We start from the raw sequence: 26,091 nt of genomic DNA, 5'->3' as shown, positions 1-26,091 counted from the left end.
GCGCTATCTGTCGGGGAAGATGCAATTATGGGAGATGCAATTGTGCCGCGTCGCCGCACCTGCCACAAGCAAACGTAAGGAACGGCCAGGGCAACCCGTCGGGCGCATCAGTGAAGCTGCTGGTAGATCTGTTCGGCAAGCGCGCGCGAGATGCCTTCCACGCTCGCCAGATCCTCCACGCTCGCCGCCATCACGCCGCGCAGGCCGCCAAAGCGCGCGAGCAGCCGCTGACGGCGCTTCGCCCCCACGCCTTCGAGTTCCTCCAGGCGCGAGGTCTGGCGCGTCCTGGCGCGTTTCGCGCGCATGCCCGTAATGGCAAAGCGGTGCGCCTCGTCGCGGATCTGCGCGACCAGCATGAGCGCGGCGCTCTCCTTGCCGAGTTCGAGCGGCGCGCGGCCGTCGGCAAATACGAGCGTTTCGAGACCCACCTTGCGCCCCTCGCCCTTCGCCACGCCCACCAGCATCGCCGGATCGAGACCCAGTTCGCTGAACACCTGGCGCGCGATCTCGACCTGGCCCTTGCCGCCGTCGATCAGCACGATGTTGGGCAGCGTGCCGCCCGGCGCCGGGGTTTCGACTGCATCGGCGGCTTCAGCGGACCCAGCGAGTTCCGACGCCGCGTCCGGGTCGGCGGGATCGGGCGCCGGCACGGGCGGCGGCTCGCCCGCTTCGTTGCGCGCAGCCTGCGCGACCATCTTCTCGTAGCGGCGCGTGAGCACCTGGCGCATGGCGGCGTAGTCGTCCCCCGGCGTGATGCCGGCGATGTTGTAGCGCCGGTACTCGGACGACTGCATCTTGTGATGGTGATAAACCACGCATGACGCCTGGGTCGCCTCGCCCATCGTATGGCTGATGTCGAAGCACTCGACGCGCAGATGCGCGAGATCGTCGAGCTCGAGCCCGAGCAGTTGCGCGAGCGTGCGCGTGCGGGCCTGCTGCGAGCCCTGCTCCGAGAGCAGGCGCGCGAGCGCGAGCCGCGCATTCTGCTCGGCCATCGCGAGCCATGCGCGCTTCTGCCCCTGCGGCTGACGCAGCAGCGTGACCTTGTGGCCCGCCTGCTCGCCGAGCACGTCCACGAGTTCGCGATTCGCGGGCGGATGGCTCACCACCAGGACGGGCGGCACGCGGTTGCCGAAATAGTGCTGCGCGATGAAGGCGTCGAGCACTTCGGACTCGATGCCGATCCCGCGCTTCCTGCGCGCATCCGCTTGCGATCCGGACGCAGGCGCAGCGGTTTCGGGATCGCCCGTATCGTCTTCGTCGTCCGCAAGGTCGGCCGCGATGGCGAGCGGGTCGGGCGCGAGTGCGTCGTCGTCACGCGTCGCGCCTTGCGCCGCATCCTCGTTCGCTTCGTCGACGTAATCCTCCACCGTCTTGCGCGCCAGCGACGGCAACGATTTCAGCGCGCTCGCCGCGACCACGGTCTCGCTGTCGATTTCCTCGGCGACGCCACCCTCTTCGTCCGTCAGCGCGCGCTCCACGTGCGCGGGAAAATACGCCTTGTCGCCCAGATGCCGGCCGCCGCGCACCATCGCGAGATTCACGCACACGCGCCCGCCCAGCGCCACCACGGCGAGGATATCGACGTCGCTTTCGCTGCCCGTTTCGATGGCCTGTTGATGCAGCACGGTCGACAGCGAACTCATCTGGTTGCGCACGGCCGCCGCCTGCTCGAACTTCAGCTCGGAGGCGAACGCGTGCATCTTCGTCTCGAGCTCCTTCATGACCTCGTTCTGGCGGCCGAGCAAAAAGCGCGACGCGTTGCTCACATCGCGCGCGTAATCCTCCTCGCTGATCGCACCCACGCACGGCGCCGTGCAGCGACCGATCTGATGCAACAGGCAAGGCCGCGTGCGGTTGTTGAACACCGAGTCTTCGCAGGTGCGCAACTGGAACACGCGCTGCAGGATCTGGATGCTCTCGCGCACGGCCGAAGCGCTCGGAAACGGCCCGAAGTACTGGTTGTTGCGATCGACGGCGCCGCGGTAGTACGCCATGCGCGGAAACTTGTGGCCCGTGATCTTGAGGAACGGATACGACTTGTCGTCGCGAAAGAGGATGTTGTAGCGCGGCGTGAGCGCCTTGATGAGATTGTTCTCGAGCAGCAGCGCCTCGGCCTCGGAGCGCGTGACCGTGGTTTCGATACGCGCGATGCGCGTAATCATCATGGCGATGCGCGGCGAGAGCTGCGTCTTGGTGAAGTAGCTCGACACGCGCTTTTTCAGATCGCGCGCCTTGCCGACGTAGAGGACCGCGCCGTGCGCGTCGTAGTAGCGATAAACGCCCGGCAGATGCGGCAGTTGCGCGAGCGCCTTTTTCGGGTCGAAAACGTCGGTGTCGGTCATCCAGTTTCGCGGGACGTGCGGTGCGTCGATGTGATGGGGACGTCGGGAATCGCACCGCCGTCGCGACGCGTTCATGGCTGTATCCTAGAATCGCAAGTTTAGATCATTCCGCGCCGCGCCGAACCTGCCGGCCGGGCGGCCCGCGCCGCTTCGCGCATCCTCGAGGCCCGGCGGTCGCGTGTTTGCCGCGCTTCGTCCGCAGTTCGTCCGCAGTTCGTCTCTTCGCTCACTGCCTCGCCATGACTGAAGTCCACTCCCCCTCCGCGGTGCCCGATATGACCGATACGCGCGTCGCCTGCGATCTCTTTTGCGCCGTGATCGACAATTTCGGCGACATCGGCGTGTGCTGGCGGCTCGCGCGCCAGCTCTCGCACGAACACCGCTGGCAGGTGCGCCTGTTCGTCGACGACCTGCACGCGTTCCAGAAGCTCTGCCCCACGCTCGACACAAACCGCGCGACGCAGGCGGTCGAGGGCGTGCTCGTCGAACATTGGCGCGAGCCCACGCACGCCGGCGATACGCTGCAGATCGCCGATGTCGTGATCGAAGCGTTTGCGTGCGAGCTGCCGCCCGTTTATGTGGCCGCCATGGCCGAACGCGCGCGCAAGCCCGTCTGGCTCAACCTCGAATATCTGAGCGCCGAGGACTGGGTGGCCGACTTTCATTTGCGGCCCTCGCCTCACCCGCGTTATGCACTCGCCAAGTACTTCTTCTTTCCCGGCCTCGGCCCCGGCACGGGCGGCGTGCTCAAGGAGCGCACGCTCGACGCCGGGCGCGCCGCGTTCGAACGCTCGCGCGATGCGCGCGCCGAGTGGTGGCAGCGCGCGACAGGCGGACCGCCGCCCGGCCCCGAAGCCACCGTGATCTCGCTTTTCGCCTACGAGAATCCCGCCGTCGACGGCCTGCTCGAGCAGTGGTGCGGCAGCGCGAAGCCAGTGGTCCTGCTCGTACCGGAGGGCCGCATCTCGGGCGCGCTCGCGCGCTTTTTCGGCGAACCGGCGTTCGCCGCGGGTTCGCGGGCCACGCGCGGCGCGCTGCGCGCGCATGCGCTCGCGTTCACGGAGCAGCGCGGCTATGACCCCCTGCTCTGGGCAAGCGACCTCAACTTCGTGCGCGGCGAGGATTCGTTCGTGCGCGCGCAGTGGTCCGCGCGGCCCTTCGTCTGGCACATCTACCCGCAAGCCGACGACGCCCACCTGCCCAAACTCGACGCCGCGCTCGCGCACTACGCCCGCACGCTGCCCGAGGCGCCGCGCGCCGCGCTCGAACGCTTCTGGCATGCATGGAACGGTCGCGGCGTCCTCGACTGGCAGGATTTCGCCCAGCATTTGCCCGTCTACGCGGCACGCGCGAACGCGTGGGCGGGCGAACTGGCGCAGGTGGGCGACCTCGCCGGAAATCTCGCCGAATTCGCAAAAAGTCAGTTAAAATAAGCGGTTATCCGACGGCAGCCGTCTCAAGCGCTTCGACTTTCGCATCCCTCTTCGGCACAGGCTTGAAAGAGGGTCGCACCATCCGAATCCGCTTGCGACGTTTGCCGTCGAGCACACTCGAAGCTACTTAATCTGGACAGGACAGTTTTTTTATGAAGACCGCACAGGAACTCCGCGTCGGCAACGTCGTGATGATCGGTAACGACGCGATGGTCGTGCAGAAGGCCGAATACAACAAGTCGGGCCGCAACGCCGCCGTCGTGAAGATGAAGTTCAAGAACCTGCTGACCGGCGCGGGTATGGAAACGGTGTACAAGGCGGACGACAAGTTCGACGTCGTCGTGCTGGACCGCAAGGAAGTGACGTATTCGTACTTCGCCGACCCGATGTACGTGTTCATGGACGCCGACTACAACCAGTACGAAGTCGAGGGCGAGATGATGGGCGACGCCCTGAACTACCTCGAAGACGGCATGGCTTGCGAAGTCGTGTTCTACAACGAGAAGGCCATTTCGGTCGAACTGCCGACCGTGCTGGTGCGCGAAATCATCTACACGGAACCGGCCGTCAAGGGCGACACGTCGTCGGGCAAGGTCCTGAAGACCGCCAAGCTGAACACCGGCTTCGAACTGCAAGTGCCGCTCTTCTGCAACATCGGCGACAAGATCGAAATCGACACGCGCACGAACGAATACCGCAGCCGCGCATAAGCCCGACCGCGCGCTCCGCAGCGCAAGGGCGTCCGCCGATTGCAGTGGCGGACACCGTTGTCAAAGCGCCCTTCGGGGCGCTTTTTCTTTTTATCTCGAACGTGTATGTTTTGAGAGTGCTACGGAAAACCTTACCGGTTATGCGCACTGAATTGCGTAGTTGCCGCCTCACGGGGTGCGAGGCTGGCGCGCACCGGCAAGGTTGACATATCCGCGGCACGGTTTCTGCTGCTGGTGATCGAGCATCCATTCCGACGCTCTTTCCTCAATCAGGAGAAATAGATGAACAACGACATAGCTGAAGGCAAGTGGAAGCAGATGATCGGCAAGGCCAAAGCAGCGTGGGGCGAACTCACGGACGACGAGCTCACGAAAGCCGAGGGCCGCGCGGACCGACTCGCCGGGCTGATCCAGGAACGTTACGGGAAAACACGCGACGAGGCGGAACTGGAGGTGCGCCGCTGGTTCGACGCAAACCGGCCGCGCGACTGACGCGCCGTCGCCGGCATGGCCGATACGATCGGCCACTTGCAGCCAGGCCCGGGGGCGAGCTCGCCACAGCGCCACGTGCCTGGGGCTGGCGCCGCTGCACGGCTGCTGGCGCAGCACAACTGGGAGAACCGGAACTGAACACCCCGCTTCGAGACATCTCGATGATCTCGGTGAAATCTTTCGTATCGTGCCGCGCGCTGCGCAGCCGTTGCCGGGGCTTGCCCCGGAACGCGGCGCGCCGGCGCAACCGCGCTCATCCGTAAGCCGCTACCGCCATGCCACACGCCCTGATTGTCGAAGACGACCCGAACAGTCTGTCAGGACTCTCCGCGATCCTGTCGGCCGATGGTTTCTCCGTCGACACTGCCGCCTCGCTCGCCGAGGCGCGCGCCGCACTCGCGCGCTTCATTCCCGACGTCGTGCTCGTCGACCTGAACCTGCCCGACGGCGGCGGCCTCGAACTGCTGCCCCACTTGCCCGCGCAGCCGCCGGGCGGCGCGCTGCCCGTTATCGTGATGACCGGCAACGCCACGGTCGAAAGTGCGATCGAAGGTCTGCGACACGGCATCTGGGACTATCTGCTCAAGCCTGTCAACATTCCGCGCCTGCGCAGCCTTCTGGCGCGCATCCCGCGTCCATACGAACTGAGCGAGGAAGTCCGCGCGCTGCGTGCGACGCTGCGCCACATGGGCCGTTTCGGGCCCATGCTCGGCCGCAGCAGCGCGATCCAGCACGTCTACGACACGCTCGAGCAACTGGCGCCCACCGAATCCGCCCTCCTTGTGCATGGCGAGGCCGGTACCGGCAAAGAGGTCGCCGCGCGCACGCTGCATCAGTTGAGCCGCCGCCGCAAAGGGCCGTTCGTCGTTTGCGACGCGCGCTCGCTCATCGCCGAGGCGGCCAGCGGACGCCCGCTCGCGAGCGTGCTGTTCGGCCATGAACGCGGCGCCTTCTCAGGCGCGGAGCAGCGCGAACCCGGCCTCGTCGATCAGGCGAGCGGCGGCACGCTCTTCATCGACGAACTCACCGACCTGCCGCGCGAGCAGCAGGAAACGCTGCTGCGCGCGCTCGATTCGCAAACTTTCATGCGCGTAGGCGGCAACAGCGAAGTCGGCACGGATTTCCGCCTGATCGCGGCCACGCGCGCCATCCCGCGCGAAGCCGTGCAACAGGGCACTCTGCACGACGATCTGTGGCGGCGCCTCGACGCCGCGGCGGTCCAGTTGCCGCCGCTGCGCGAGCGCGACGATGACGCCGCCCTCCTCGCCTGTGCGTGCGTCGACGAGCTCAATCAGGAGGCGCAAGCGCATGGCCTCGCCGGTGCGACGCGGCTCGTCGCGCCTTCGTTCATCCGCGAATGCCTCGCCTACGACTGGCCCGGCAACGTGCGCGAACTGCACGAACGCGTGCAGCGCGCATGGCACGCCTCGGGCGAGGTGCTGGAAACCCTGCAGGCCGAGGAAAGCAGCGGCGCGGGCTCGCGCGAGATGAACGGCGGCCGCGTGCAGGTGACCGTGGGCACGCCGCTCGCCGACGTGGAAGAAATGCTGATCCGCGCGACGCTCGACGCCGTGGGCGGCACGCGGCATCGCGCCGCGTCCCTGCTCGGCATCAGCCCGAAGACGCTCTACAACAAGCTGCAGCGCATGCGGCTGAACTGAGTCCGCAAAGGCGCACCATGCAAAAAGGCTGCCCTTCGTGTTCGAAGAGCAGCCTTTTTCATGCCGACGCTACTGCGGCGGCTGCAAACAGGATTGGGACCAGTCAGGGCAATACGCTGCGCAACAATGCCTGTGCCTCGATGTAGCCCGGGTCCGCCACGAGCTTGTCCCAGCGCAGCGCCTTGCCGCGCGCGCGCATGCGCCTGATGCGCTGGCTCGACGCCTTCGCCGCGCGACGAGGGTCGCCGGCACGCAGCGCATCGAGCACCTTCTCGGCCTCGTGCGGCTGGTTGCAGATCAGCACCATGTCGCAGCCTGCTTCGAGCGCCGCGCGCGCCCCCTCGGTGAGCGTGCCGCCCTGACGCGCGGCTTCCATCGAGAGATCGTCGCTGAAGATCGCGCCGGTGAACCGCAACCGCTTGCGCAGGATCTCCTCGACCCAGATGCGCGAGAAACCCGCGGGCTTCGAATCGACCTTCGGATAGATCACATGCCCCGGCATCGCCGCCGAGAGCGACAGACCGAGCCAGTCGTAAGGCAGCGCGTCCTCGCCGAGGATCGCTTCGAGCGGACGCTCGTCGACAGGCACCGCGACGTGCGAGTCCGCGGTCGCGAAACCGTGCCCTGGAAAGTGCTTGCCGCAATTGGCCATGCCCGCCAGCGCGAGCCCGTGATTGAGACTCTTGGCGAGCAGCGTGACGACGCGCGGGTCGCGATGGAACGCCCGGTCGCCCACCACCTTCGACTGGCCGTAGCCGAGATCGAGCACGGGCGTGAAAGAGAGATCGATGCCGCACGCGCGCAATTCGCTCGCGAGGATGTAACCCACCGCTGTCGCGAGCTTGGTGGCGAGCAGCACGTCCTTGTCCCACAGCGCGCCGAGGCGCCCCATGGCGGGCAGCACCGTGAAGCCGTCGGTGCGAAAGCGCTGCACGCGACCGCCTTCGTGGTCGACGGCGATCAGCAGATCTTCGCGCACCGCGCGGATCGCGTCGGTGAGCGCGACGAGCTGCGCGCGGTTCTCGTAGTGACGCGCGAACAGAATCACGCCGCCGGTCACAGGATGCGCGAGGCGGCGCACGTCGTCGTCGGTCAGCGCGGTACCGACCACGTCGAGCATTACCGGTCCGGAAAGTTTCTTCATCGATCTGTTTTGTGTAGATGCCGCGCGGCGCACGGCGAAGCCTGGCTGCGGGATTAGCGGCTCGTTTCCGCGATCACGAACGACACCGCGTAGTCGTGCTCGTCGGTGATGCTCACGCGCGCCGTGATGCCGCGCTCGTCGAGCCACTTCGCAAGCTCGCCCGACGCGACGATCACCGGGCGCCCGCTGCGCTCGTTGAGGGTTTGCATGGCGCGCCACGTCATCGGCATGCGCATGCCCAGGCCGATCGCTTTCGAGAACGCCTCTTTCGCGGAAAAGCGCGTGCACAGATACGCGAGGCCCCGCGCTTGCGAGCGCGCCTTGCGCGCCTCGTAGACGGCGAGTTCGTCCGGGCCGAGCACGCGCGGCGCGAAGCGCCCGCCGGTGCGCTCCATGACCGCCGCCACGCGGCTCACCTGGATGATGTCGGTGCCGATTCCGTAGATCGCCATGGGATTCCCGCCGGTGAATGTCGTTTGCGTGCTCGCCGCAAGGGGCACAGCGTCAGGCGCGCGCGCCGAGGCGCGCCGCGACCATGATCGCCTTCATTTCGCGCACCGCGTTCTCCCAGCCCGCGAAGATGGCATGCGCCACGATCGCGTGACCGATGTTCAGCTCGACGATGCCTTCGATCGCCGCGATCTGCTGCACGTTCGTGTAGTGCAGGCCGTGCCCGGCGTTCACCTTCAGGCCGAGGCTGTTGCCGCAGTTCACGCCGGTCACCACGCGTTCGAATTCGCGCGCCTGCTCGCCGGCGTCGTGCGCCTCGGCGTAGCGGCCCGTGTGCAGTTCGATGACGGGCGCGCCGGCTTCGTGGGCCGCGCGGATCTGCGTTTCGTCCGGGTCGATGAAGAGCGAGACGCGGCAGCCCGCGTCGGCCAGTTGGCGGCATGCGGCCGCGACGGCGTCGAAGTGGCCCGCGACGTCGAGCCCGCCTTCGGTCGTCAGCTCCTGGCGCTTTTCGGGCACGAGGCAAACGTCGTGCGGCCGGATCTCGCAGGCGATGTCGAGCATCTCGGCCGTCACGGCGCATTCGAGATTCATGCGCGTCGTCAGTTGGGGGCGCAGCGTGCGCACGTCGGCATCGACGATATGCCGGCGATCCTCGCGCAGATGCAGCGTGATCGCATCGGCGCCCGCCTCTTCGGCAAGGCGTGCCGCGCGAACCGGATCGGGATAGGCGGTGCCGCGCGCGTTGCGCAGCGTGGCGACGTGGTCGATGTTGACGCCGAGGTCGATCACGTTTGGCGAAGTGAGAAAGAAGCTCATAGGTTCTGCAGGTCGATCAGTATCTGGCGCGTCGCGAGCGGCGTGCCCCCGAGGTAAGCATTCAGCAGGAAGCGCATGAGCGCCTTGCTCTGCGCAACGGTCTGAGGCCGATGGTAATCGTCCTCTTCCATGTCGAGCAACGTCTGGCCCGAAAGCACGGGCCATTGCGCCGGCCATTCGTCCGACGCTTCGCGCACGCCGCGTTCCGGGTCGAACACGTAGCGCCCTTCGGCCACCACGGTCTTGCGGTTCACGGTGCGGTTCAGCGCGAGCGCGTAACCCGTTTCGCGCAGCAGCACGCGCTCGAACGAGCGCAGCACCTGCACGGGCGGCTCGTCGTGCGCGAGGCGCGTGAGCGTCACGACGTAGTGTCGAAAGAGTTCGGGATGGGGGTCCTCGCGCGCGAGAAACTTCACGAGCAGCTCGTTCACGTAGAAGCCGCACAGGAGCGCGTCGCCGGTTAGCGGCAACATGCCGCCCACCCATTCGGCGCCCGTGAGCGTGCGCACCTCGCCCTTGCCGGTCCACGAAAGCGCAAGCGGCTGGAAGGTTTGCAGCACGCCGCGCAGCGCAGAATGCGGACGCTTCGCGCCCTTCGCGACGAGCGCGACGCGGCCATGATCGCGCGACAGCACGTCGATGATGAGGCTCGTTTCGCGGTACGGATAGCTGTGCAGCACGAAAGCCGGCTGTTCGGCGATGCGGTAGTCGGGTGTTGCGCTGCGCGAAGCGCGCGGCAATTGCGAGCGCGCCGTGGTCTTGCGGGCATTGCGCGGTTCGGCGCGGCCTTCGGGCACGGCGTCGGCGCATTCGGCCAGGGCGTTCGTCGCGCCAGCCGCCTTCGTCACCTTGCCGGCTTTCGCGGCCTTCGTGCGCGGATTGCGCGTGTCGCGGGCGTCGAATGCCTCGCCGGCCTGCGCCTCGCCGTGAGCGGGCCAGTCGTCGTGCAGGGTTCCGGCTGCGCCGTCACTCATACGCGTGCCCGTCGTGCTTACTCGTAACCGTAGGCGCGCAGCCCGGCTTCGTTGTCGGCCCAGCCGCTCTTCACCTTCACGAAGGTCTCGAGGTAGACCGGACCGTCGAAGAGCTTTTCCATGTCGAGACGCGCCTCGGTGCTGATCTGCTTGAGCTTCGCGCCCTTCTGGCCGATCACCATCGCCTTCTGGCTGTCGCGCTCGACGAGGATCGTCGCGAAGATACGGCGCAGGCGGCCCTCCTGCTCGAACTTGTCGATGAGCACGGTGCTCGTGTACGGCAGTTCGTCGCCGGTCCAGCGGAACACTTTCTCGCGCAGGATTTCGGCCGCAAGGAAGCGCTCGCTGCGGTCGGTGAGATCGTCCTCGCCGTAGATCGGCTCGCCTTCGGGCAGATACGGCTTGAGCGTTTCGAGCAGGCGCTTGATGTCGTCGGGATTCTTCGCCGAGAGCGGCACGATCTCGCGGAACTCGCGCAGACCCTGAACCTGCTGGATGAACGGGTAAAGCGTGGCCTTGTCGCTCACCCGGTCGATCTTGTTCGCGATCAGGATCGTGGGCGCCTTGGGCGGAATCAGGTCGAGCACTTTCTGGTCGTCGGGACCGAACTTGCCCGCCTCGATCACGAACAGCACGGCGTCGACCGAACTGAGCGTCGAGGTCACCGCGCGGTTGAGCGACCGGTTGAGCGCCGTGCTGTGGCGCGTCTGGAAACCGGGCGTGTCGACGAAGATGTACTGCGCGTCGTCGATCGTGTTGATGCCGGTGATGCGATGGCGCGTCGTCTGCGCCTTGCGCGACGTGATGCTGATCTTCTGGCCGACCAGCGCGTTCATCAGTGTCGATTTGCCGACGTTCGGACGGCCGACGATCGCGACCATGCCGCAACGGAAACCGGCAGGAGTGGAGGTGGGAGCGTTCATGATCGGACCGGAATAGAAAAACGGGAGGCGCGCTCGTGGCGCGCCTGAGTGGGATCAGTGGCCGGCATCGGCCGCGCGCACGGGGACTGCCGCGCTGGTTTCGGCGTGTTCGTCGGTGTTGGCACCGCTGCCGCCGGACGCGGTCTGCACGCGCTCGACGACGGTGCGCAGCGCCGGTTCGGCTTTCGCCGCCGCCGAACGGTGGCCGATCGAGCCGGCGCTCGGCACGGCGTCGAAGCCCGAAGGCTTGTCTGCGGCCTTGTCGGCAGGCTTGTCGCTGGTTTTATCGACGGCGCGCTCGGCCTTCTCGGCGGGCTTGTCCTTCTCGGCCGGGCGCTCCTGCACGTGCGCCGCACGAATCACCGCTAGCGGCGCGGCTTCGCCCGCCGCCGCTGCCGGCGCGGGTCGTTCTACGCGTGTCGAGACGCGCTCGCGACGCTCCGGCGCACGCAGGTCGAGCGCACCCTGCACGCCCGTCACGCCCGGAACGACCTCAGGCTCGGCTTTTGGGGCACGCGCACCCTTGGAACGGCGCGGCTTGGCGACCAGCGCGGGGGCGGCCGCCATGACCTCGTCGAGCGCTTTTTTCGCCGCGGCTTGCTCGGCCGCGCGGCGGCTGGCGCCCGAGCCCGACACCTTCACGTCGAGCTTGGGCACCGTGCATTCGACTTCGAACTGCTGATTGTGCGCCGCACCATGCGTGGCGACAACCGTGTAGGTCGGCAACGCGATCTTGTGGCCTTGCAGGTACTCCTGCAGCAGCGTCTTGGAATCCTTGCCTAGCGTGCGCGGATCGATGTGATCGAGGATCGGCACGTAGAGGCGCTTGATGACGGTCTGAGCCGCGTCGAAGCCGCCGTCGAGGAAGATCGCGCCGAAGATCGCCTCCAGCGCGTCCGCGAGAATCGACGGACGGCGGAAACCGCCGCTGCGCAACTCGCCCTCGCCAAGACGCAGGCCGTCGGCAATATTGAGGGCCTGAGCGATCTCGTAGAGCGACTGCTGCTTGACGAGATTCGCCCGCACGCGCGAAAGATCGCCTTCGTCCAGCTTGCCAAAGCGTTGGAACAATAGGGCAGCCACCGCGCAATTCAGAACCGAATCACCGAGGAATTCGAGGCGTTCGTTATGCGTGGCACTGTGACTGCGGTGGGTCAAAGCCTGGCGCAATAATTCCGCATTGCGAAATTCGTAGCGCAAACGGCTTTCCAACGGAGATTGGGGCATGGGGAGAGTATAACGCGCCCGCCGCCCCCGGCGAAAACGGGGGGCGGCGGGCGAAAAACCGTGATGAAGCGACGTTACCGGGGGTTCTTCAAGTAGCGCGCGAAGATGCGATACAGCCAGGACTCGTGTTCGCGCATACGTTTTTTATTGCTGCTGCTTTGCTGCCCTACTGCTGCATTGCGCGGCGTCTGCATCGTGCATGGCGCACGGCCATCGAACGCCCGTCACTCGAACGAACCGATGCGACGCAGATTGCTGAAGTTCATCCAGATGAAGAACGCGCGGCCCACGATGTTCGCATCGGGCACGAAACCCCAGTAGCGGCTGTCCGCACTGTTGTCGCGGTTGTCGCCCATCATGAAATAGTGGCCGGGCGGCACCTTGCAGACCACGCCGCGCGCGTTGTACTGGCAATTGTCGCGATACGGATAATCCTCGGCGCCCACGATGAACGGCGGCACCGCGGGGTTGTTGAGGATGTTGTTCTTGCGGCCGTTGCCGAGGTCTTCGGTGAACTGCTTCGCGTAGCCAATGCGCTCTTCGTCGAAGTAATCGCCCTGCGGCACTTCCGGAACCGGCTTGCCGTTCACCGTAAGCTGCTTGTCCTCATAGGAGACCACGTCGCCCGGCAGGCCGATCACGCGCTTGATGTAGTCGACCGATTCGTCTTTCGGATAGCGGAACACGACCACGTCGCCGCGTTCAAGCGGACGGCCCTGCGTGATCTTCGTATTCGTGATCGGCAGACGGATGCCGTAGTCGAATTTGTTCACGAGGATGAAGTCGCCCACCAGCAGCGTGGGCACCATCGAACCCGACGGAATCTTGAACGGCTCGACCACGAACGAGCGCACGAGGAACACGACCAGGATCACGGGAAAGAAGCTCGCCGTGTATTCGAGCCACCACGGCTGACGCAGCTTCTCGTTGCGCAGGTTTTGGCGCGTGACGGGAGCGTTTTCATCGGCGAAACGCTCGCCGACACGCTCCTGCTGACGGTCGAATTCCGCGACCGCCGCGTCGGCGGCGAGACGCCGGCGCGGCATGAAAACCAGTTTGTCTGCAACCCACGCGACACCCGTCAAAACGACGAGCACAAAGAGTATCAGCGCAAAATTCATGTAGAGGTCCGTTGTGCGGCTTATTTGCGTAGCTTATTTGTCTTCGACACGAAGGATGGCGAGGAAGGCCTCTTGCGGAATCTCGACCGAGCCGACCTGCTTCATGCGCTTCTTGCCTTCCTTCTGCTTTTCGAGCAGCTTCTTCTTGCGCGTGATGTCGCCGCCGTAGCACTTGGCCAGCACGTTCTTGCGCAGCGCCTTGATGTTCTCGCGCGCGATGATGTGCGCGCCGATCGCCGCCTGGATGGCCACGTCGTACATCTGGCGCGGAATGATCTCGCGCATCTTCGCCGCCACTTCGCGGCCGCGGTACTGCGACTGCGAGCGGTGCACGATGATGGACAACGCATCGACCTTGTCGCCGTTAATGAGCATGTCGACCTTCACGACGTCGGAGGTGCGGTACTCCTTGAACTCGTAGTCCATCGACGCATAGCCGCGCGACACCGACTTCAGGCGGTCGAAGAAGTCGAGCACGATTTCGGCCATCGGGATTTCGTAGGTGAGCTGCACCTGGCGGCCGTGGTACTGCATGTTGATCTGGTTGCCGCGCTTTTGCGTACAGAGCGTGATGACCGAGCCCACGTAGTCCTGCGGCATGTACAGGTTCACGGTCACGATCGGCTCGCGGATCTCGGCAATCTTCGAAGGCTCCGGCATCTTCGCCGGGTTCTCGACCATGATCTGGCTGCCGTCCTGCTGCACGACTTCGTACACCACGGTCGGCGCCGTGGTGATGAGGTCCATGTCGAACTCGCGCTCGAGGCGCTCCTGCACGATTTCCATGTGCAGGAGACCGAGGAAGCCGCAGCGGAAGCCGAAGCCGAGCGCCTGCGAGACTTCGGGCTCGTACTGCAGCGAGGCGTCGTTGAGCTTGAGCTTTTCGAGCGATTCGCGCAGCGCGTCGTACTGGTTCGCCTCGACCGGATAGAGGCCCGCGAACACCTGTGGCTTCACTTCCTTGAAGCCCGGCAGCGGCTCGGCGGCCGGCTTCGCGACGTGCGTGACGGTGTCGCCCACCTTCGTCGCGGCCAGTTCCTTGATGCCGGCGATGATGAAGCCCACCTGCCCCGCCGAAAGCTGTTCGAGATCGCGCGACTTCGGCGAGAACACGCCGACGTGCTCGACCGGATACTGCGCGCCGGTGGCCATCAGCTTGATCTTGTCCTTCGGACGCAGCGTACCGTTGACGATGCGCACGAGCATCACCACGCCGACGTAGTTGTCGAACCACGAGTCGATGATGAGCGCCTGCAGCGGCGCGTCCGGGTCGCCCTTGGGCGGCGGCACCTTCGCGATCAGCGCTTCGAGCACGTCGTCCACGCCGAGGCCCGTCTTCGCGCTGCAGCGCGTGGCGTCGGTCGCGTCGATGCCGATCACGTCCTCGATTTCGGCGATGGCGTTCTCGGGATTCGCGGCCGGCAGGTCGATCTTGTTGAGCACCGGCACCACTTCGACGCCGAGTTCGATGGCCGTGTAGCAGTTCGCGACCGTCTGCGCCTCGACCCCCTGGCTCGCGTCCACGACGAGCAGCGCGCCCTCGCACGCGGAGAGCGAACGGCTCACTTCGTACGAGAAGTCGACGTGGCCCGGCGTGTCGATGAGGTTCAGGTTGTAGACCTGGCCGTCACGCGCCTTGTACGAGAGCGCAGCGGTCTGTGCCTTGATCGTGATGCCGCGCTCGCGCTCGAGATCCATCGAGTCGAGCACCTGCGATTCCATTTCGCGGTCGGACAAGCCGCCGCACAGCTGGATGATGCGATCGGCGAGCGTCGACTTGCCATGGTCGATGTGCGCAATGATCGAGAAGTTACGAATATGATCCATTCAGTGCCGATCAAGCGAAAAAGGCGCGCCCCAACGATAGCTGGGCACGCCTCGTAAACAGATGAAAAACCGGACTATTTTATCCGAAAAGGGGTCCCACGGGCGAACCGTCCGGTGATGTAGCGGATCCGTCATGCCATGGGAGACGTATCGCGCGGCGCGGCGCGCCGGTTGCGCGTTTCACGCACCACCCGGCGGGATGGGCGGCACGCACGGTATGTCGGCGCTCAGGCCCAGCGTGGCGCGCACGCGCGCCTCGTCGAGACGGTAATGGCACAGTTCGATACCGTCGCAGAGCAGCACCGGCACGAGTTCGTCGTAGCGCGCCTGCAGCGCGGGGTCGGAATCGACGTCGATGATGTCGAGCCGCGCGCCCGCCGCCGAGGCGAGCGGCTCGAGCGCCACGCGCATCTCGTCGCACAGATGGCACCACGCGCGGCCGTACAGCACGAGGTACGCGCTCGCACGATCGAGCGCGCCCTGCGCCCCCGACGAAGTCCGCATGGGCGTGCCCATCCGGTTACTTCTGCCCCGGCGCGCGCGGACGCAGCGGCACGAACTGCGTGTTGTCGCCGCGCCGCACGAGCACGGCCACCATCTTCTGCGGATCGAGACGGGCGGTCACGTCCTGGAATTGCTTCGCGCTCGTGATGTCCGTGTCGCCCACGCGCAGGATGATGTCGCCCTTTTGCAGACCGGCGCGGGCAGCCGGGCCGTCCACCGAGTCCACCATCGCGCCGCCCTTGATTTTGAGCTGGGCCAGTTGGTCAGCGGGAACGTCGACCACCGCCAGGCCGAGCGCATTCGATGCGCGCGGCTTGGGCTCGGGCGCCTTCTTCTGATCGGCCTTGGCGCCCTTATCGGTTTGCATTTCGGCGACCGTGATCGGCAGATCGCGCGTCGCGCCCTTGCGCCAGATCGTGACGGTGGCCCTGGTGCCCGGCTTCGTGTCGCCGACCATGCGCGGCAAGTCGGTCGCGGCATCGACGTTCACGCCGTTGAACTTGAGGATGATGTCGCCCGGCTGGATGCCGGCCTTGTCGGCCGGGCCGCCCGGTTCGACGCTGGAGACGAGCGCGCCTTGCGCCTTCGGCAGGCCGAGCGAGTCGGCCACGTCCTTCGTCACTTCGCCGATCGCGACGGCGATGCGGCCACGCGTGACCTTGCCCGTCGACTTCAGCTGATCCGCCACGCGCATCGCCTCGTCGATCGGAATCGCGAACGAAATGCCCATGAAGCCGCCCGTGCGGCTGTAGATCTGCGAGTTGATGCCGATCACCTCGCCTTGCATGTTGATGAGCGGCCCCCCGGAGTTGCCGGGATTCACGGCCACGTCGGTCTGGATGAACGGCAGATAGTCGCCGGTATCGCGCCCCTTCGCGCTCACGATGCCCGCCGTCACGGTGTTCTCGAGGCCGAACGGCGACCCGATCGCGACGACCCACTCGCCCACCCGCACCTTGTTCGAATCGCCCATCGTCACGGCCGGAAGGTTCGACGCCTGGATCTTCACCACGGCGACGTCGGTGCGGTCGTCAACGCCGATCAGCTTCGCCTTGAATTCGCGCTTGTCGGTGAGCGTGACGTAAATGCTGTCGGCGTCGTCGATCACGTGCGCGTTGGTCATCACGTAGCCGTCGCCCGAAAGGATGAAGCCCGAGCCGACGCCGCTGTTCTGCTCGGTGTCATTGCCGCTGTCCGGGCCCGAGTCCGAACCGCCGCCTTGACCGCCACCGCCCTGCCCGCCGCCTTGTCCACCGCGCGGCGACTGGCCGCCCTGCGGCCCCTGCGGAAGCGGAATGCCGAAGAAGCGGCGGAAAAATTCCGACATGTCGCCGTCGTCCATGCCCGGCGGCAGGCCGCGCTGCGACGTCGAAACACGTGTGGTGGTGCGGATATTGACGACCGACGGCCCCACTTTGTCTACCAGGTCGGCAAAATCGGGCAGATTGGCAGCCGGCGCCGCCGATGCCACGTGCGGCGCGAACGGCAGGCACGCCGCCACGACCGCGGCCGCGAAGAATTTGCGCAGCGGGAGAATCGTCATATCGAAGTCAGCCGAAGGAAGGAGGTTACCTGGGAGCCTTGTATTCTATGGCAGACGCGAACTGCTGCAACGTGCTCTGGGGCACTTCGCCAAGCAACGTAATGAAGTAATCGCCGCTGCGCTTCACGAGCACGTGAGTCGCGCCGCTGCTGCCCGAGCCTTCCTTGCGGCTGTTGTTCCTGACCGGTTCGACGAACACGGAAAGGGTGGAAAGGCCGTCCGAGAACACGGCCTGATCGACGGGAATGGGCGGGTCGCTCGCGTCGCGCGAGGCCATGGGGCGGCGCACCTCGCGAATCTTGAGGAAGCCCGGCGCGGGCGCGCCGAACGACCAGCCCTGCGCCTCCATGTCGACCGGCTGAAGCGGCGGACGCACCACCGTCCAGCCCGCGCGATTGCGCATGCCGTTCACGATGGGAGTCTTGTCGACTGGCGCGCCAACGCGCACCTGTGTGAACGCGAGCTGCTGAAGCACCTGGCCGTTCGACGGATCGAGTATTTGCGAACGCAGCAGCAGACCGGTTTTCGCGTCGGCCCACAGCTTGTAGGCAAAGCGGAAGCTATCCTTCGGATCGAGCTCGATCACCTGGCTGTCGAGGCCCGCCACGCGGTCGGTGCCAAGCATCTTCGGCTCGTAGACGGCCAGCACCCGATCCCCGTTCGTGGAAAGGAGCGCGGGGAACGCGTCCTTGTTCTGGCGCTTTTCGACGACAAGCAGCTTGCGCTCGGGCACAAACGTGTAGAGATCGTCGTTGTGGCGCAGCATCGTGCGCGGCTTGCCGTCGAGGCTTTCGAGCTTCTCGAACTCGCCGTCGGCCTTCGAGGCGTAATGCGTGATGCGCGAGGACTGCACGAACTCACCGCGCTGGTAGACGAACGTGCCTTCGTAGTTCTGCTGCTGGGCGGCCTGCTGGATGCGGTCGAGCCATTGTGCGGCGCTCTGGCGCGCCGCAGGATCGGCCGCCGACGCGCCTTGCGCGTGGGCGCGCGAAACGGCGGACAGAGCGGTGAACATCACGGCTGCACAGCAAAGGAATGCCGGCAACCGCCCCCAGATCGTCTTGTTATTCAACCGCACTGTCTGCATCAAGCTTATTGGCCTTGCGTAGTGAGAGCGGCAGACCGGATGTACGGCACGGAATCCGACATGACCGGCTGCTGCGCGAACTGCTGGTGCGCCTGGAGATATTCGTCAAGGCGCGCATCGCGGATGATATTACCGTCCTGGGCGCCGGGGACGGATGCCGGCAGGCTGTTCATCGCCACGCGCTGCACGGCGTCGCCCCGCGAGGGTTGCACGGCGGCGATTTGCGGCGCGCCGGCCATCCCCACGCCGCGCATTTGCGGCATGACGATCCAGGTGAGCGTAGCGGCAGCGGCCGCCACGGCCAGCGACGGCACCACGCGGCGGCGCAGCGCGAGAATGCGGCCAACGCGTCCGACGTGCTCGCCTTGCGCCTTCGGCCGCGCGGCGGGCGCGAGCAGATGCGGCTCCGCCTCGAAACGCGCGGCGAAACCCGTCATGAAGGCGCGGCTCGCGGCCTGACTGAGGGCCAGGTCGTCCGAGCGCAGCACGTCGCCGATCAGGTGGTACTCCGACCAGGCAGCGCGGCCTTCGCCGTCGAGTTCAAACAAATTACCGTTCAGATGCTCCCCGGCCGACTCTTCACCGTCGACGAAGGCGGACAGACGCTCGCCGCGCGAGCTTGATACCGATTGCATCGAGACCGACCCCATGATGCTCCCCATTCCCTGACAAACGTCCCTGGTGACACCAACAATTCCGGTGAATCGCATCGCCGCCCGTGGCGAAGCTGGTTGTTCTTCTTACCAGCGCTTGCCTTCCGGAGTGTCCAGCAGCGGACGCAATTTTGCCGCAATGGCTTCCCGAGCGCGGAAAATTCTCGATCTGACCGTGCCGATGGGGCATCCCATCATCTCGGCGATCTCTTCGTAGCTCAGGCCTTCAATTTCCCGAAGCGTGATGGCAGTGCGCAGTTCTTCCGGCAAAACCGCCATCGCGGCATTGACCGTTTGTGCGATCTGCTTGCTCATCAACATCGACTCGGGCGTGTTGATATCCCTTAGTTGATCGGCGTCCGAGAAAGTTTCCGCTTCTTCAGCGTCGGCTTCGGTGGATGTCGGAGCCCGTCTTCCCTGGGTTGCAAGGTAATTCTTCGCCGTATTGACGGCAATTCGGTACAACCACGTATAAAAAGCGGATTCGCCGCGAAACTGCGGGAGCGCCCGGTAAGCCTTGATGAAGGCGTCCTGGGCCACGTCCTCGACCTCGGCGGGGTCCCGCACGAGGCGCGAGATCAGCCGGATGATCTTGCGGTGGTATTTCGAGACCAGGAGCTCGAACGCGGCCTTGTCGCCTTTTTGCACGCGCTCGACCAGAACCTGATCAATTTCTTTTTCGCTCACCTGAAAAATCCGTTAGCACATCAAGTAGACGCGGGGGCACTATTGTAGCGTCCTCGCCACGGTCCCACGTTACACGAGTAACAGCCGTTACAAGCGTTACAGCGAGGCGCGTTCAGCGTCCGGCCGCGCTGCGCGCGCGCACGGCGAGCATGCGAAAAGTTTGCGCCGGAACGGCGTCTGCGGCGAGAACAAGTGTCGTGCGGCGAGCGCCCTCTTCCACGACGAGCGCGAGCAACCACGCGCCCCATTGCGACGCGCCGGCAAGCCGGCCAGTCACAAGACAGGCGCCATCTCGCGAATATGCCGCAAGCGAATCAGGCCCGATTTCCAGAAATGCGGGTTGATTGCGACGCGACGCCGCAGACGCGAGGCCGGCGCTGGCGAGGAACGCCAGCACAAGCGGCAACGCGCGCCAAGTGCCTAGCCATGGCGCGAGCGTCGCATAGACCGCAGCCGAAGCAACGCTCACGCCTGCGGCAACAAGCAGTTGCAGCGCGAAGGAAGGACGCAGGAAAAGACGCGGCGCGCTCCCGCGGCGCGAGGGAAAAGCGGGGATGCGGCCGTCCGGCGCTTGCGATTGCGCCGGTGCGGCCGCTGTTTCGTCGACGTGGGTCAAGCGTAGCGCTTGAAGACGAGCGTGCCGTTCGTGCCGCCGAACCCGAACGAGTTCTTCAGCGCGACGTCGATCTTCATGTCCCGCGCGGTGTTGGCGCAGTAGTCCAGGTCACATGCCGGATCCTGGTTGAAGATGTTGATCGTCGGCGGCGACACCTGGTTGTGCACGGCCAATACCGAGAACACCGACTCGAGCCCGCCCGCGCCGCCCAGCAGGTGGCCCGTCATCGACTTGGTCGAGTTCACCACGAGGCTCTTCGCGTGATCGCCGAACGCACGCTTGATCGCCGTGGTTTCCGCGAGATCGCCGAGCGGCGTCGACGTGCCGTGGGCGCTGATCCAATCCACTTCGTTCGGGTTCACTCCCGCGTTGCGCAGCGCGTACTGCATGCAGCGGCGCGCGCCGTCGCCGTCTTCGAGCGGTGCGGTCATGTGATATGCGTCGCCACTCATGCCGTAGCCGGCGACTTCCGCGTAGATCTTCGCGCCGCGCTTCCTGGCGTGCTCGTACTCTTCGAGGATCATCACGCCCGCGCCCTCGCCCAGCACGAAGCCGTCGCGGTCCTTGTCCCACGGACGGCTCGCCGTCGCCGGGTCGTCGTTGCGCTGCGAGAGCGCACGCGCAGCCGCGAAGCCGCCGATCCCGAGCGGCGAAACGGTCGATTCCGCGCCGCCCGCGATCATCACGTCGGCGTCGCCGTACTCGATGAGGCGCGAGGCCTCGCCGATGCAATGCAGACCGGTCGTGCAGGCCGTGACCATGGCGAGGTTCGGGCCCTTGATGCCGTATTTGATCGACAGGTGGCCCGAGATCATGTTGATGATCGAGGCGGGGACGAAGAACGGCGAAATACGGCGCGGACCGCGATTCAGCAACTCGGTTTGCGTGATTTCGATCATCGGCAGGCCGCCGATACCCGAGCCCACCACGACGCCCACGCGCTCGGCGTTTTCTTCGGTGATTTCGAAGCCGCTGTCCTGCATCGCCTGGATACCCGCGGCAATGCCGTAATGGATGAAGGTATCCATGTGGCGCGCTTCTTTCGCCGGCATGTAATCTTCGACGTTGAAGCCCTTCACCTCCCCGGCGAAGCGGGTGGAGAAGTTCGTAGCGTCGAACTTCGTGATGTTGGCGATGCCGGACTTCCCGGCGACCAGATTGGCCCAGCCGTCGGCAACATTATTGCCAACAGGCGAAATCAGCCCCAGGCCTGTAACAACAACTCGACGGCGGCTCACGGTAACCCCTTTTCCATAGATGACAAAAACAAAAGCCACAGAGGCCACAGGAAATGCTCCTGTGAGCCCTGTGGCTAGTTGACCGGCAGATGCCCCGCAGCGAACGCAGCGGGTGTACGCGGTTTCACGGGCGAGCGTCCTCGCGGGCCGCCAGTGCGCAAATTGCGTGCGCGACCCAGGCGGGAGTCGGGCGCTTAGGCCTTGACGTTCGCGCGAGCGTAGTCGATCGCTTGCTGGACCGTCGTGATCTTTTCGGCTTCCTCGTCGGGGATTTCCATGCCGAATTCGTCTTCGAGGGCCATGACCAGTTCGACGGTGTCGAGCGAGTCGGCGCCCAGATCGTTCACGAACGAAGCCTCGTTCTTGATTTCAGCTTCGGCGACGCCCAGTTGCTCGGCGACGATCTTCTTGACGCGCTGTTCGATGTTGTCCATTACCCCTCCAAGGGAAAAAAGTTAGCTCATGAATGCGAGTGCGCGCATTTTATCAGGTTTGACCTGGCAGAAAAGCGGCGCTCAAGGTTCCGGAACGGCTGTCCGCGACGGCGTTTGCGCAAGGGTTTTGCATCAGACGCATCAAGGCGCGGATAGTACCTGAATCCGGTTAAGACATATACATGCCGCCGTTCACGTGCAACGTCGTGCCCGTGATGTAGGCCGCCTGCGGCGACGCGAGGAACGCGACCGCGTGCGCGATGTCCTCCGGGCTGCCGAGGCGGCCAAGCGGAATCTGCTGTTTGAGTGCTGCCTGCTGCTCCGCCGGCAGATCTTTCGTCATGTCGGTGTCGATGAAGCCCGGCGCCACGCAGTTCACGGTGATGCCGCGGCTGCCGATCTCGCGTGCGAGCGCGCGCGTCATGCCCGCCACGCCGGCCTTCGCGGCGGCGTAGTTGGCCTGGCCCGGGTTGCCCGACGAGCCCACCACCGAGGTGATGTTGATGATGCGGCCCGTGCGCGCCTTCATCATCGGCCGCAGCACGGCGCGCGAAAGGCGGAACACCGACGTCAGGTTCGTGTCGATGACCGAGTCCCACTCCTCGTCCTTCATGCGCATCGCCAGGTTGTCCTGCGTAATGCCGGCATTGTTGACGAGGATCGCAAGACCGCCAAATTCCTTGACCGTTGCGTCGATGAGCGCTTCGGCAGCCGCCGCGTCGTTCACGTTCAACACGGCGCCGCGGCCCTTCAGGCCCGCTTCTTCGAAGGCGGCCGAAATGGCCTGGGCGCCGGCTTCGCTCGTCGCCGTGCCGATCACCGTCGCGCCCTGGCGGGCGAGTTCGAGCGCAATCGCCCGGCCGATGCCGCGCGATGCGCCGGTCACGATCGCGGCCTGATTGTCGAGAGTCTTTTCCATCGTTCGAATCCGTTAGCGGTAGTGGCTTATGCCTTGAGAAGCGCAAGCGCTTCTTCGAGCGACTTCGGGTCGAGCACCGAAGCGCCGACCAGATTGCCGTCGATACGCTTGGTGAGGCCCGCAAGCACCTTGCCCGGACCGCATTCGATCACGTGCGTGACGTCTTGCGCCGCAATCGCCTTCACGCATTCGACCCAGCGCACGGGCCCCGCAGCCTGACGCACGAGCGCATCGCGGATCCTCGCAGGATCGGTTTCGAAAGCCACGTCGACGTTGTTTACCACCGGGATTTGCGGTGCGTTGAGCGTGACGTTCGCGAGGTATTCGCGCAACTGGTCCGAAGCCGGCTTGAGCAGCGACGAATGAAACGGCGCCGACACCGGCAGCGGCAGCGCACGCTTGGCGCCCTTTGCCTTGGCCACTTCGCACGCCTTTTCGACCGCACCCTTGTGGCCCGCGATCACGACCTGTGCCGGGGCGTTGAAGTTGACGGCTTCGACCACGCCGCCCGCGGCCGACGCTTCCGCGCACACCGCGCGCACAGTGTCGTCGTCGAGGCCGAGCACGGCGGCCATGCCGCCCTCGCCCACGGGCACCGCGCTTTGCATCGCCTGCGCGCGAAAACGCACGAGCGGCACGGCGTCGCGGAACGCGAGCACGCCCGCGGCGACGAGCGCCGTGTATTCGCCAAGGCTGTGGCCCGCGACGATGGCGGGAGCCGCGCCGCCCGCCCGCTGCCAGGCGCGGTACACGGCGTACGCGGCGCTCAGCATGACCGGCTGCGTGTTGGTGGTGAGATTGAGCTCGTCGGCAGGGCCTTCGGCGATCAGCTTGCCGAGGTCCTGATTGAGCGCGTCCGACGCTTCTTGCAGCGTCTCGCGCACGATGGCGTTCTCGGCGAAGGCGTCGAGCATGCCGACGGCCTGCGAGCCTTGCCCGGGAAAAACGAATGCGAACTTCATAACATCCCCAAATTCGATCAAAACGGTGGGCAATGCGCTCGAATGAACCGCTGCCGGCCGCACACGGCGTAGGTGCGTGCGGCCTGGCGGCGGGAGCGCGAAAACCCGCTCAGGAATTTTAGAAGCGGATGACCGACGCGCCCCAGGTGAAGCCGCCGCCCACGCCTTCGATCAGCACGTTCTGGCCGCGCTTGATGCGGCCGTCGCGGACGGCGACGTCGAATGCGAGCGGAATCGAGGCCGCCGAGGTGTTGCCATGCTCACCCACGGTCACCACCATGCGTTCGGCGGGCAGGCCAAGCTTGCGACAGGTGCCCTGCATGATGCGGATGTTGGCCTGATGCGGGATCAGCCAGTCGATCTGGTCGGCTCTGAGCTGCGCCTTGTCGAGCGCCTCGATCGCGACCTTTTCGAGCACGTTCACGGCCAGCTTGAACACGGCCTGGCCGTCCATGTGCAGGAACGCGTTGCCCGCGATCACGCCGCCGTTCACGTTGCCCGGCGTGCACAAAATGTGCGCGTAGCTGCCGTCGGCGTGCAGCGCGCTCGAGAGCACGCCCGGCTCGCTCGACGCCTGCAGCACGACCGCGCCCGCGCCGTCGCCGAACAGCACGCACGTGGTGCGGTCATTGAAGTCGAGGATGCGCGAGAAGGTTTCCGCGCCGACGATGAGCGCCGTGCGGTGCTGGCCGCTGCGGATCAGGCAGTCGGCCACCGAAACGGCGTAGGCAAAGCCCGCGCACACGGCCTGGACGTCGAACGCCGCGCCGTGATTGCGAATGCCAAGCTTGTTCTGCAAGAGGCAGGCCGTGCTCGGGAAAACGAAATCGGGCGTGGAGGTCGCGACGATGATGAGGTCGATCGACTGCGGATCGACGTCGGCGGCCGAGATCGCACGCTGCGAGGCGGCGAGCGCGAGATCGCTCGTGGTGACGTCGGGTGCGGCGAAGTGGCGCGCGTGAATGCCCGTGCGGGCCACGATCCACTCGTCGCTCGTTTCGACGCCTTTCGCGGCGAGCCGTTCGGCAAGTTCCTGGTTGGTGACGCGCTCAGGCGGAAGATAACTGCCAGTGCCGAGCACGCGGGAATAGAGAGTCGATTGAGCCATTATGCCTTCGAGGATGATGCGGCGCCGGGCGGTACGCCGCCCGCGCCCTGGCTGGGCGTAACCACAGCCTGCGCGGCTTGCACGATCGGGGCGCCGCCGGGCTCGCCTGCCGCCTGTTCGAGCGAACCGGCGTTTTCTTTCATGGCGTGCGCGAGGCGCTCCAGTACGCCATTTTTGACGGCATCATACCCGCGATTGATCGCACACTCAAACGCATAGGCGTCGGCCGAGCCGTGGCTTTTGATGACCAGGCTCTTCAGGCCGAGCAGCGCCGCGCCGTTGTACTGGCGATGATCCACACGCTTCTTGAAGCGCATCAATACGGGCAGCGCGGCAACCGCCATGAGCTTCGTGAGCCACGAGCGGCCGAACTCTTCCTTGATCATGTCGTTGAGCATCTGCGCGAGGCCCTCCGACGTCTTGAGCGCGACATTCCCGACAAAACCGTCACAGACGATGACGTCGACGGTGCCTTTGTAAATGTCGTTGCCTTCGACGTTGCCGCGGAAGTTCAGCGTGCTTTCGCGCAGGAGTTCGCCCGCGCGCTTGATGGTCTCGTTGCCCTTGATGATCTCCTCGCCGATATTCAGGAGCCCGATGCTAGGGCGCTCCTTGCCTTCAAGCGCGGCGACGAGCGCGTGCCCCATCTCCGCGAACTGCAGCAGATGCTGCGGCTCGCAGTCGACGTTCGCGCCGAGGTCGAGCATCGTCGTATAGCCGCGTGGATTGGGCAGTGCGAAGGCGATGGCCGGGCGCTCGATGCCGGGCAGCGTTTTGAGCACATAGCGCGAGACAGCCATGAGCGCGCCCGTGTTGCCGGCCGACACGCAAGCCTGGGCCTCGCCCTCTTTCACGTGGTTGAGCGCGACGCGCATCGACGAGTCTTTCTTCTTGCGCAGGGCGACCTCGACCGGATCGTCCATTTCGACGACCTCGGTGGCGGGAACGACGGAAAGCGCAGGGTGATCCGCCGCCTTCAGCTTTTTCAACTGGGCGCGAACCGCCGACTCGACGCCCACGAGCATAAGATGCGCGTCGGGGTGCGAGCGGACAAAATGGACTGCGGCGGGCACCGTCACAGACGGGCCGTGGTCGCCTCCCATGCAATCTATCGTGAGCGTAACAGTCATGGAATGCGACGGATTTCAGGCACAAAAAAGCGGCAGTTGAATGCCGCCTTTTTTGCCGAGCCGAAATATGGTCAAGCGAACAGA

Annotated in this window: 25 protein-coding genes; 4 read left to right on the top strand and 21 right to left on the bottom strand. The window is 65.5% G+C overall.

Going from position 1 to position 26,091, the window contains the following annotated elements:
• Positions 1–107: 107 nt before the first annotated feature.
• A complete protein-coding gene (uvrC, locus tag BLU17_RS21410; RefSeq protein WP_092000898.1) occupies positions 108–2,345 on the bottom strand; it encodes an excinuclease ABC subunit UvrC in 2,238 nt (745 codons plus the stop codon).
• Positions 2,346–2,584: 239 nt separating this feature from the next.
• On the opposite strand from uvrC, the gene earP reads away from it, so the two are divergent.
• From earP to BLU17_RS21390, 4 genes are all read left to right on the top strand, one after another.
• Positions 2,585–3,778 carry an elongation factor P maturation arginine rhamnosyltransferase EarP gene (earP, locus tag BLU17_RS21405; RefSeq protein ID WP_092000895.1) on the top strand — a complete coding sequence of 398 codons (1,194 nt, stop codon included), beginning with the start codon at positions 2,585–2,587 and terminating at the stop codon, positions 3,776–3,778.
• 152 nt (positions 3,779–3,930) lie between these two features.
• Complete coding sequence (efp, locus tag BLU17_RS21400) at positions 3,931–4,488, top strand: elongation factor P (protein ID WP_092000892.1); 558 nt, start codon at positions 3,931–3,933, stop codon at positions 4,486–4,488.
• Positions 4,489–4,770: 282 nt separating this feature from the next.
• Positions 4,771–4,980, top strand: a complete 210-nt coding sequence (locus BLU17_RS21395) for a CsbD family protein (RefSeq protein ID WP_092000887.1) — start codon at positions 4,771–4,773, stop codon at positions 4,978–4,980.
• A gap of 275 nt (positions 4,981–5,255) precedes the next feature.
• Positions 5,256–6,641, top strand: a complete 1,386-nt coding sequence (locus tag BLU17_RS21390; protein WP_092000884.1) for a sigma-54-dependent transcriptional regulator — start codon at positions 5,256–5,258, stop codon at positions 6,639–6,641.
• A gap of 103 nt (positions 6,642–6,744) precedes the next feature.
• Here the strand turns inward: BLU17_RS21390 and nagZ are convergent, their stop codons facing one another.
• From nagZ to plsX, 20 genes are all read right to left on the bottom strand, one after another.
• The gene (nagZ, locus tag BLU17_RS21385) at positions 6,745–7,785 is read right to left on the bottom strand and encodes a beta-N-acetylhexosaminidase (RefSeq protein ID WP_092000881.1); all 1,041 of its coding nucleotides are present in this window, start codon (positions 7,783–7,785) and stop codon (positions 6,745–6,747) included.
• Positions 7,786–7,838: 53 nt separating this feature from the next.
• On the bottom strand, positions 7,839–8,237 hold the full coding sequence (acpS, locus tag BLU17_RS21380; protein ID WP_092000878.1) for a holo-ACP synthase: 399 nt from the start codon (positions 8,235–8,237) through the stop codon (positions 7,839–7,841).
• A 52-nt stretch (positions 8,238–8,289) separates the two neighbouring features.
• The gene (gene pdxJ / locus BLU17_RS21375; protein WP_092000875.1) at positions 8,290–9,054 is read right to left on the bottom strand and encodes a pyridoxine 5'-phosphate synthase; all 765 of its coding nucleotides are present in this window, start codon (positions 9,052–9,054) and stop codon (positions 8,290–8,292) included.
• Complete coding sequence (recO, locus tag BLU17_RS21370; protein ID WP_092000873.1) at positions 9,051–10,028, bottom strand: DNA repair protein RecO; 978 nt, start codon at positions 10,026–10,028, stop codon at positions 9,051–9,053. The genes pdxJ and recO overlap by 4 nt, the downstream gene beginning before the upstream one ends.
• A 17-nt stretch (positions 10,029–10,045) precedes the next feature.
• Positions 10,046–10,951, bottom strand: a complete 906-nt coding sequence (gene era / locus BLU17_RS21365; protein ID WP_092000870.1) for a GTPase Era — start codon at positions 10,949–10,951, stop codon at positions 10,046–10,048.
• Positions 10,952–11,005: 54 nt separating this feature from the next.
• Complete coding sequence (rnc, locus tag BLU17_RS21360) at positions 11,006–12,178, bottom strand: ribonuclease III (protein ID WP_092000868.1); 1,173 nt, start codon at positions 12,176–12,178, stop codon at positions 11,006–11,008.
• A gap of 224 nt (positions 12,179–12,402) precedes the next feature.
• Positions 12,403–13,299 carry a signal peptidase I gene (gene lepB, locus BLU17_RS21355; protein WP_092000865.1) on the bottom strand — a complete coding sequence of 299 codons (897 nt, stop codon included), beginning with the start codon at positions 13,297–13,299 and terminating at the stop codon, positions 12,403–12,405.
• Between the two features lie 33 nt (positions 13,300–13,332).
• Positions 13,333–15,126, bottom strand: coding sequence for a translation elongation factor 4 (lepA, locus tag BLU17_RS21350; protein ID WP_092000862.1), 1,794 nt, complete (start codon positions 15,124–15,126; stop codon positions 13,333–13,335).
• Positions 15,127–15,306: 180 nt separating this feature from the next.
• A complete protein-coding gene (locus BLU17_RS21345; RefSeq protein WP_092001023.1) occupies positions 15,307–15,630 on the bottom strand; it encodes a glutaredoxin family protein in 324 nt (107 codons plus the stop codon).
• A 16-nt stretch (positions 15,631–15,646) separates the two neighbouring features.
• Positions 15,647–17,173, bottom strand: coding sequence for a DegQ family serine endoprotease (locus BLU17_RS21340; RefSeq protein WP_092000859.1), 1,527 nt, complete (start codon positions 17,171–17,173; stop codon positions 15,647–15,649).
• 25 nt (positions 17,174–17,198) lie between these two features.
• Positions 17,199–18,260, bottom strand: coding sequence for a MucB/RseB C-terminal domain-containing protein (locus tag BLU17_RS21335; protein ID WP_092001020.1), 1,062 nt, complete (start codon positions 18,258–18,260; stop codon positions 17,199–17,201).
• A 5-nt stretch (positions 18,261–18,265) separates the two neighbouring features.
• The gene (locus BLU17_RS21330) at positions 18,266–18,910 is read right to left on the bottom strand and encodes a sigma-E factor negative regulatory protein (RefSeq protein WP_092001018.1); all 645 of its coding nucleotides are present in this window, start codon (positions 18,908–18,910) and stop codon (positions 18,266–18,268) included.
• A 90-nt stretch (positions 18,911–19,000) separates the two neighbouring features.
• A complete protein-coding gene (gene rpoE / locus BLU17_RS21325; protein WP_027795258.1) occupies positions 19,001–19,600 on the bottom strand; it encodes an RNA polymerase sigma factor RpoE in 600 nt (199 codons plus the stop codon).
• 112 nt (positions 19,601–19,712) lie between these two features.
• Positions 19,713–20,216: a protein YgfX gene (locus BLU17_RS21320; protein WP_245746957.1), complete on the bottom strand. Its 504-nt coding sequence runs from the start codon at positions 20,214–20,216 to the stop codon at positions 19,713–19,715.
• The gene (gene fabF, locus BLU17_RS21315; RefSeq protein ID WP_092000857.1) at positions 20,213–21,454 is read right to left on the bottom strand and encodes a beta-ketoacyl-ACP synthase II; all 1,242 of its coding nucleotides are present in this window, start codon (positions 21,452–21,454) and stop codon (positions 20,213–20,215) included. Before fabF ends, BLU17_RS21320 begins: the two co-directional genes overlap by 4 nt.
• A 194-nt stretch (positions 21,455–21,648) precedes the next feature.
• Positions 21,649–21,888, bottom strand: a complete 240-nt coding sequence (gene acpP / locus BLU17_RS21310; protein WP_004197638.1) for an acyl carrier protein — start codon at positions 21,886–21,888, stop codon at positions 21,649–21,651.
• A 169-nt stretch (positions 21,889–22,057) separates the two neighbouring features.
• Positions 22,058–22,807 (bottom strand): 3-oxoacyl-ACP reductase FabG, encoded by a 750-nt coding sequence (gene fabG / locus BLU17_RS21305; protein WP_092000854.1) that lies wholly within the window; start codon positions 22,805–22,807, stop codon positions 22,058–22,060.
• A gap of 26 nt (positions 22,808–22,833) precedes the next feature.
• Positions 22,834–23,769, bottom strand: coding sequence for an ACP S-malonyltransferase (gene fabD, locus BLU17_RS21300; RefSeq protein WP_092000851.1), 936 nt, complete (start codon positions 23,767–23,769; stop codon positions 22,834–22,836).
• 118 nt (positions 23,770–23,887) lie between these two features.
• Complete coding sequence (locus tag BLU17_RS21295; RefSeq protein WP_092000850.1) at positions 23,888–24,877, bottom strand: beta-ketoacyl-ACP synthase III; 990 nt, start codon at positions 24,875–24,877, stop codon at positions 23,888–23,890.
• Entirely contained in the window at positions 24,877–26,007 is a 1,131-nt protein-coding gene (gene plsX / locus BLU17_RS21290) for a phosphate acyltransferase PlsX (RefSeq protein WP_245746956.1), read from the bottom strand. The genes BLU17_RS21295 and plsX overlap by 1 nt, the downstream gene beginning before the upstream one ends.
• Between the last annotated feature and the right edge of the window lie 84 nt (positions 26,008–26,091).

This window comes from Paraburkholderia lycopersici (genome assembly GCF_900096975.1).
Taxonomy (GTDB): domain Bacteria; phylum Pseudomonadota; class Gammaproteobacteria; order Burkholderiales; family Burkholderiaceae; genus Paraburkholderia; species Paraburkholderia lycopersici.
The sequence above is the reverse complement of the archived record's forward strand: the minus strand, read 5'-3'. Positions and strand labels throughout refer to the sequence as shown.